Below are 8341 nucleotides of genomic sequence, written 5' to 3'. Positions count from 1 at the left end.
CTGGCGCACAGTGGAATGTTGATAGTGTTAATCACATCCTCTCTATTCGTTGTGCTTATCTCAATGGTTTATTAGCTATTTGAGTCTTTCTGCCAAAAGTGGATGCTCCCCTTTTGGAATCGTGACCAAGTACGCGGATTGATGAATTCGCTATATCGCAGACATCCCATTGGTAGTTTATTAGTGTGGCAAACTAAAACCGAACAAGCAATTGACCATGCTCGTGGCGATGGTAAACTTTCCACTGGCACAGTTAAACTGCTACTAGATGGGCAACAGCGCATTACCTCCTTCTATGGAATTGTGCGGGGTAGACCGCCTCAGTTTTTTGATGGCAATGTGCAAGCTTTCACTGGTTTGTATTTCAACTTGGAAGATGAAATATTTGAATTTTACGCTCCCATCAAAATGAAGGATAACCCCTTATGGGTAAATGTGACTGAATTGATGCAGCAAGGAGTAGGAGTTTTCATTGGGCATTTGCTCAAAATTCCAGAGCTTAGTCTGAATTTGACTACTTACATTAATGCTTTAAATAAACTAGAAGGCATCAAAAATATCAATTTGCATATCGAAGAAGTCACTGGTGAAGATAAAACAGTTGATGTTGTTGTAGAGATTTTTAACACTGTTAATAGCGGAGGAACCAAACTATCCAAAGGTGATTTGGCACTAGCAAAAGTTTGCGCTCAATGGCCGGATGCCCGTAGTGAACTCAAAGCACGTCTGGCAAAATGGAATAAAGCAGGTTTTGACTTTCGTTTGGAGTGGTTGCTGAGGTGCATCAATGCAGTTATTACCGGAGAGGCAATGTTTTCCGCACTCAAAGATGTTAAGACTGTAACGTTTCAAGACGGGCTATACAAGGCAGAAAAAGCTATTGATACCCTGCTCAACCTCATTTCTGGGCGTTTGGGACTTGACCACAATCGGGTACTCGGTGGTATTTACGCCTTTCCTGTCATGGTGCGTTACCTTGTTGCGCGTGGCGAACATCTTAGAGATCACACAGAGCGCGACAAGTTACTTTACTGGTATGTACATACTTTATTGTGGGGACGGTACGCAGGCTCAACTGAGAGCGTTCTAGCACAAGATTTACACATATTGGAATCTGAAGATAATCCGCTAGACCAACCAGGGCAAACGCATCTAAATTACTCTTGATCACAACGAAGGTTAAGAACCAACGAAAAAATCAGGATTTCGAGCTTGATTATTTTTTAAGCCCCAAAGCGATCGCCTAAAACTTTCGCAATAAGCAAAACTTAATGACATTGATTTTAAATCTATTCTCAATAAAGTATGCTTATTGACATGATGCGGCCGCCCTGCTAGACCAACTTATCGCCAACCTACGGCAAAATCGCGGAGACTTGGAAATCAAAGCTATTGACTTTCAAGGTTGGGGTATGGGAGCAAGATTTTATCCATTAGTTTATATGCTCACTCGTGTGCATCAAGCACAAGATTGGGATAGTGGCATCGAACTATCCAAACATCTTCTCGGTAAACATTGCTATTTGCAAGTCCATCATATTTTTCCGAAATCGCTACTTTCCAAAGCTCGATATCCTAAATCCGAAGTTAACGCGATCGCTAATCTGACATTTCTAACCCAAGAAACCAACCTCAAAGTTTCAAACCGACATCCTTTGGAGTATTTCGAGGCATTCGAGCAAACCCAACCGGGTGCGATCGCAACGCACTGGATACCGATGGAACGCAGTTTGTGGCAAATTGAAAACTACCGTGATTTCTTAACCGCACATCGTGAGCTTTTAGCTCAAGCTGCTAATAAATTTTTGAATAGCTTACTCACCGGGGATATTCCAGAACCAAAAGCGACAGATTCTATTTTAAAAGAAGAAGCGGAAAGTTCTACTGCGGTTGTACCACTGGCTGAGGAACGAGTTCTTGAAGAATGTAATGTATGGGTGCAAGAGCAGGGATTACCGATTGGTGAATGGATGTACGAAATTGCTGATTCGACAGGAACAGTGAGTACAGTACTGGATTTAGCATGGCCCAATGGTTTGCAATCGGGGAAAAGTCAACCAGTTGCCTTGATAATTGATGCAAATCAAGAAATAGAAGAGGCTGCAAATCGTCTTGGTTATCGCTATTTTACAGACATAGACAGGTTCAAAAGCTATGTAATTCAAGAAGTTTTAGCTATTCAGTTTCCGCCACTAGAGGATTATAAACAAGCTTTTATAGCTATCAGCAGCCAACTGACGGATAGCCATAAACTTATGCTCAAAGCTCACTATCATGCACCTGGACAAATTATCACTGCAACTGAGTTAGCAGAGGCGGCTGGATATGAGCATTTTGGCGGTGCAAATCTCCAATACGCCAGAATCGCAGAACTGGTTGCAAATTACTTAAACTATTCGCCATGTCAACATGACGATAGTGGTAAACCATTCTGGTCACTAATGTTAGCTTCCGGGTACTGGAAAACTTTGGAAGATGCTGAAATTACTAGTCAACGAGAATGGCAGTGGCAGTTACGGGAGCAGGTTAGTCAAGCTTTAGAAGATTTAGGTTGGGTGTAAATAAGCTATAAATCAGTAAACAAATTTAATTGTTCAAACAAATTATGAATTGGTTCACCAAATTTATTAATCACTTTCAGATAATAACTTACTTGGGCATATTTGCTTTATCGGCTTGCGCTCCTGCATCATCTCAAGACCAAGTATTTACTTCTAAAGAAGGGAACTTCAGCATTTTGATGCCGGGTTCTGTTGTAGAAGAGGTTAATACTCCAGTTAAAGGCATAACAACCCGCACATGGATAGCTATAAAAGGTGAATCTGCATATACTGTAGCTCAATCAACCTTTGCTAAAAAAATAGCTGCTGAAAAAATCCCAAAAATTTTACAGGCTATTAGCGAAGCTGCAAAAAAATCTAACTTCGTGAACGGTAAAACGATAGCTCAATTTTCTGTTATGAAGAATGGGTATAAATGTTTAGATTTTACCTTAACGGGAGTTCCCAGCCCTTCATTACAAGCAGAAAGTAAGAAAAAGGGTATAAATATTAATAGTAAGCTAATTTATCAAAGAAGTTTACTTTGTATCAAAGATAATCAAGCAGTTGAAGCTCTAGCACTACTACCATCATCTGAAGAACTAAAGTCTAATGGTGCATCTTTTATCCAATCGTTAAATTTGAAATTAGATTGATCTCGCTTCGCTAAAATCTTTGCTGTTCCTGGCTTAATTCAGTCTAGCTTAAAATTGCTGCTAGCCATATTATTCATAAGCTGTTAATTATTATGTGTTTCTACTGTCTGCTTAACAAAGTAAAATGATTTACCTTATATTCTATTCACAGTCCTAGTTTTAAAATTACTTAAGCTTCATACTCTAGAAACTATTCAATTACTTCATTATATTTTTAAACTTGATAGCAGTTTCTTGATAGCCTCTTGAATCTAATTTCATTAAATCTACCGTGGTAACGACAGCTTAAATGATTGATATTAGAGAAGTAGTTTACAAGAAAGTTGATTTAACCCGTGAATAAGAAATGGGCTACTAAACGACTCACAATTAATCTGGCATTCGGGGAAGCAGAAAGATTAGAAAAATACTGCTCAATCACAGGACGGCCAGCAACCGATGTGATTCGAGAGTTGATTCGTTCTTTGACTGTTGAATCAATACCAAATGTAAATTGAATTGAACCTTTATAAGAGCATCAGGCTCAAACAATTTAAATAAATTCTCTTAGGTAAATATTTAGTATGCTCATCGTTCTTTCCTTCGTAATTCAGACTGTCTTACCAGTACTTACGACTGTTTTTGCTCTTTTAGTTCCTGTACTGGCTACTCTTATCAATTTCACATTGACTCGTATCCCAAAAATTCCTTCTTATATTCGCCTAATAAAAATTTTATATTCTGATATGAATTCATCTGCCAAAGAGCGCAAAATTATTAACGCAGCACTTTTGTCAATTGGTAGTATTGTACCTTTTATGGCTTATTCCCTTATCCCTTGGACTGGTGTCCCCTTAATTGGTGCTGTTACCAGTCCAATTGCAGCTGCAATCGCCCTTGTAGTTGCCCTAGCCGTTTTAGACACAATTTTTGCTATCAACAAAGGTTATTATCTAGAACAACTTAGAAAAAAGAAATTTGCTGGACTCAATGAAATAGAAGCTGATATTCATGATTTGAAAAAAATTTTTGGCAACTCATGGCAGAAAGTTGTAACGACTATTAATGATTCCTCCCAAAAAATTTACGAAGAAGGTAGTAAACACGGCATCAACTTTACGGATAAATCTTTTCAGAGCCACCTTGACCATGAATTAGATGGATTAAGTGTATATATTGGTAGAAACTCAATTCGAGAGTATCAAGATTTCAATACGAATTCATTAAAACAAAATAACAACGATAGTTGGTTAAAAGATACAGTCTCTTTAAGCACAGGTGCATCTTTAGGCGCACTGGCTGGTCTTGGAAGTTCAGCAGTTGCCTCATCAGTACTTGTACCAGCTAGTATGTGGACAGCTGTCCAAGGGTTTTTTGGAATATCAACGGGTATAGTTGTTAGTGCATCAACATACACATTACTGACGCTTGCAGCTCCTGTTGGGCTAGGAGTGCTGGCAACCATCGGAATTTACAATGGTTTGGCAAACTGGAGCAATAAAGAAGAAGCCGCCAAAATGAGTAAGTTTTTATCAGAAATTATTATTGCTGCATTACCAATGGCTTGGATAGACGGAGAATTAGCTGACGAGGAGAAGGATACGGTAGATAGATTAATAACTGCTTACGGTATTAGAAAGGAAGAGCAATCTCTAGTTTGGAAAGTTACAAAAGAACATAAAACTTTTGATCAAATTATAGAAACAAGTATTCTTTTCGATAATGAACATCGAGACAAAACTTGTAGTCAAAGCAATAAAGAGCGGCTGAAACATCGCTTGATTTTATGTGTAGCTTGGGAAATAGCCATTGCTGATGGAAAAATCTTTGGGACAGAATTGCAACTTCATAATCGTATGGCAGATAAATTAGATATTTCTCGTGACGAGGTTAAGGAAATTCGTAGGGCAATAAATCTTAAGCACAAGGGCGAACTTCTGGAAGTGGCAGAAGTAATAGAATCAAATGGTTCAAAGACTAAATTATTAAGAGGTGTTCGTGAACAATATCGTCTGCGACCAGCTGCTGATAATCTTTAACTAACACCATGTCCGACTTAATATTCTGTAACAAAATTTTCGAGATGAATAGGTCATTTGCCCTCATTGCCAACACAAGGTCTATTTCCGTAGTCTGGTTATCAAAGATGGGGTTAATAAAACAGCTAAACTAGCTCTATAGTTCAGCTTTTGACTTACCACAGACTAAAGCTATAAGTTCTTTACTATCTCTTTAAATATTCCCTTGGAAGTTCATGATTAATGCTGATGTGGTTCTTAGCTTTGAGGGGAGAAGCTGAACTAAATACTAAATTATCAAAATAACAGTTTACTCGAACATGGATTTCATCAACCAAGCACGAAATTTAGCGGATACGCTCAAAGATAAAGCGTAAGAAGCAGCAACTAATACAGCAAAGGGGATAGAAGAAGTAGTTGATGGAATCAAAAATACTACTGTAGAGATTACTAACTCAAGTATTAATGCAATTAATGATTTACCTGCAACAGCACAGCAGGGTTTTCAAACTGTACAAAATGTGGGTAAAGCATTAGAAGGCACTGCTATTGGTGTGACAACTTCGAGTGTAGCTGTAGCTGAGGCATTACAAAACTTACCGAGGACTGCTGCGGAACTAGCCCTAGAGATGCCCAAGATTGCATATAGATTGAGGTATCGTGCTGGTCTGAGAACTGGAGATTTACCTCGCTCTGATGCAGATGTGATGAAGCTGTTTGAGAAAATTCCAGGCACATCAAAGCTTGGAGGAGACGAAAGGACTATCCGTGAATTCTTGAGCGATAAGCATGGTAGCCATATCATTCCACGCTCCCAAGGTGGCTCAAATGGTGCTAACAACATTGTGTGGGAAATAGGCGTTGATAATCTGCGTCGCGGAGCCGAAGTAATGACTGTTGGAGAGCAGTTTTATATTCGGGTTTATAATGCAGTAGATTCTATTATCTGCAATTCTGGAACAATTGCTAGGCTGGGGATCACTGCTACAGGAACCGCTATTCTCACCCAAGTTATAGTCACAGCGATTTCATATTCCTTGGATCTTTATCGGGGCGACATTACTGTTGAAGAGTACAAAAATTTAATTGTAGAAGCTGCAAAGGCAGCAGGCATTGCGACACCAATTGTTTTCCTGATTTTAGTGGCTGTATTGGCGTTATTTCCAGAATTTGCAGTTATATTGTCAGCACCAATGGTTGTGGCAGGGTTCAATGCTTTATTTGGCATGAGCATTGCGATGCCGATAGTACAATCGCTACTCCGTCATGCTCAAGCTGGTGGTTTTGGCATAGAAACTGCTGATGCTTGCAGAAATGCGCTTGGTGGTTCTACACCTGCTTGAAATCTGCGATCAACTTTACCATGAGTGCTGGCTTCATCTTCAAGGCTACTCTTGTTTGGACTGGCTACACACATCAACCTTTAATGCGATCGCGGCAGGTGTTTTTAGAAGCCGTATTGAATTTTGAACAGATTTATTGATAAAGATTGTTTGAAATTAGCTTTTCAGCACTGGAACGTAGTCTAATGCAGCACGATCCCATTGTGCTGAATTGGCTGCTGCTTCGTATGTAGATTGTAAAAACGTAAGTACCATTGAATCTGGGTCGTTAGCCTGGCGCACTACTTCGTAGGGCAGGATAAATTCTCTCATGTCTGAGCTATAACTCGCTTCTTATGGCCCAATGGGGTAATCTTTAAATCCTTCAGGTTCTGGGTAAGCATAGGCATAGAATAAAGCTTCTTGTCCGCCACCGCCAAACCAAAAACCACAACTACTGACCTCATGCGAGTACGCTTCCCGCGTTACCCAATCAGCCATATTGGGTACACCACCTGGATGTTGTGGAGCGCGTCGCCCGGAAAATCTGGTCACTGCTAAATCAAAACTGCCCCAGAAAAAATGTACAGGGCTACATTTCCCAGCATAACCAGAGCGAAATTGGCTCAAGATGCGCTCGGTTTGAACTAAAATCTGCCAAAACCGTTGAGCATATTCCCTGTCATAGGCGGTATGTTTCTCATCCTGCTCAAAGGGAATGGGAGCAGCAACTTCCTGGGGCATTGTCCAAATCCGCACGTCGATGGAGATTTCTTTTAAAGCATTGATTACAGCTTGATAGAAGTTAGCAACAGATTGGGGAGCCAGTTCGATGATTCTTGTCGTACCATCACTTGTCTCAATTACGAGTTGATGAAGCAGAAAATTAAAGGTAATTTGAAAATTGCGGCTGCCATAGGGAATTGTCGAGGTTGTGAGTCCACGGGGCGTGACATACAAAGTTGAGTGCCACCAATGATTGATTTGAGGAGTTAATGCTAACCGGATTTTGCCCACAATCTGAGTCCACAGATGCAATGTTTCATAAGTATCCTGCCATGCAGCAACAGGTAACGGAAGCCAGTTATCAGTAGGTGAACGGTGCAGAGTAGTCATGAGCCGTACCTCCATGTAAAAAATTGGCGTGAAATTACGATAAACCAGTAAAAGTTTATTACATTGCGCCTCAATAATATGACTATACCAATCTGAGTTAACTTAATTTTCGCCTCTTGAAGATTGAGGGCATAAATGCGTCCACAATAAATGATGGGCAAGCATATTATCCACAGTGCACCATCAAATAATCTTCCTCTTGAGGAAAACCCAGCGATAGTAACAATCACCATTACTGTTATTAAAGTTCCAGAATTAACCGAGCAAAGCTCCCGCGATAAGCCTGACGGTATAGCTATGCTTATCGCCTGCACCTAGAGCGCCGTGTGGAAAGAGCGTTTTTTGAGGCAAAGAAGGCGTTGGCAGAATTGCACGATAAAGAGCGATCGCTTCGCTAGATGAGGCTAGCCTATCGTCTCCCCAATCGATTCTCTCTTTTTTGCCGAAAGTCTTGCTGATGTGGGCTATTAGAGTGATGGGGTAAGGTGTTGGTAGTAAATCTGGTGCGAAGTCGCCTAGACATCGTTCTAAAAGCGAAACTTAGTCCATCGTTTCCCCAATCGATTCTCACGAGTATGTGGCGAAAGCCCTACTGATGTAGGGCTATTGGAGGAATGAGTGGTGTGTTGGTGGGAAATCTGGCACGAAGATTCGGTTTAGGAGCTTTTGTGCTATAAAAGCTACTGCTGAGGGAGAACTGAAAACAAGAT

Annotated in this window: 7 protein-coding genes and 1 pseudogene; 7 read left to right on the top strand and 1 reads right to left on the bottom strand. The window is 40.3% G+C overall.

Annotation, left to right across the window (positions count from 1 at the left end; genetic code table 11):
* Positions 1–102 precede the first annotated feature (102 nt).
* From H6G97_RS39710 to H6G97_RS39680, 7 genes are all read left to right on the top strand, one after another.
* Positions 103–1167: a GmrSD restriction endonuclease domain-containing protein gene (locus H6G97_RS39710; RefSeq protein WP_190946124.1), complete on the top strand. Its 1065-nt coding sequence runs from the start codon at positions 103–105 to the stop codon at positions 1165–1167.
* 209 nt (positions 1168–1376) lie between these two features.
* Positions 1377–2561, top strand: coding sequence for a GmrSD restriction endonuclease domain-containing protein (locus H6G97_RS53770; protein WP_242055886.1), 1185 nt, complete (start codon positions 1377–1379; stop codon positions 2559–2561).
* Between the two features lie 44 nt (positions 2562–2605).
* Entirely contained in the window at positions 2606–3196 is a 591-nt protein-coding gene (locus H6G97_RS39700; RefSeq protein WP_242055885.1) for a hypothetical protein, read from the top strand.
* 335 nt (positions 3197–3531) lie between these two features.
* Positions 3532–3693 (top strand): CopG family transcriptional regulator, encoded by a 162-nt coding sequence (locus tag H6G97_RS39695; protein ID WP_190946123.1) that lies wholly within the window; start codon positions 3532–3534, stop codon positions 3691–3693.
* 66 nt (positions 3694–3759) lie between these two features.
* Positions 3760–5214, top strand: a complete 1455-nt coding sequence (locus H6G97_RS39690; protein WP_190946122.1) for a tellurite resistance TerB family protein — start codon at positions 3760–3762, stop codon at positions 5212–5214.
* Between the two features lie 500 nt (positions 5215–5714).
* Entirely contained in the window at positions 5715–6536 is an 822-nt protein-coding gene (locus tag H6G97_RS39685; RefSeq protein WP_242055884.1) for an HNH endonuclease, read from the top strand.
* Positions 6533–6676: a hypothetical protein gene (locus tag H6G97_RS39680; protein WP_190946121.1), complete on the top strand. Its 144-nt coding sequence runs from the start codon at positions 6533–6535 to the stop codon at positions 6674–6676. The genes H6G97_RS39685 and H6G97_RS39680 overlap by 4 nt, the downstream gene beginning before the upstream one ends.
* Before the next feature lie 16 nt (positions 6677–6692).
* Here the strand turns inward: H6G97_RS39680 and H6G97_RS39675 are convergent.
* Positions 6693–7631, bottom strand: a pseudogene (locus H6G97_RS39675) (DUF5996 family protein).
* Between the last annotated feature and the right edge of the window lie 710 nt (positions 7632–8341).

The sequence above is a fragment of the Nostoc flagelliforme FACHB-838 genome (genome assembly GCF_014698065.1).
In the GTDB taxonomy this organism is placed as follows: domain Bacteria; phylum Cyanobacteriota; class Cyanobacteriia; order Cyanobacteriales; family Nostocaceae; genus Nostoc; species Nostoc flagelliforme_B.
The sequence above is the reverse complement of the archived record's forward strand: the minus strand, read 5'-3'. Positions and strand labels throughout refer to the sequence as shown.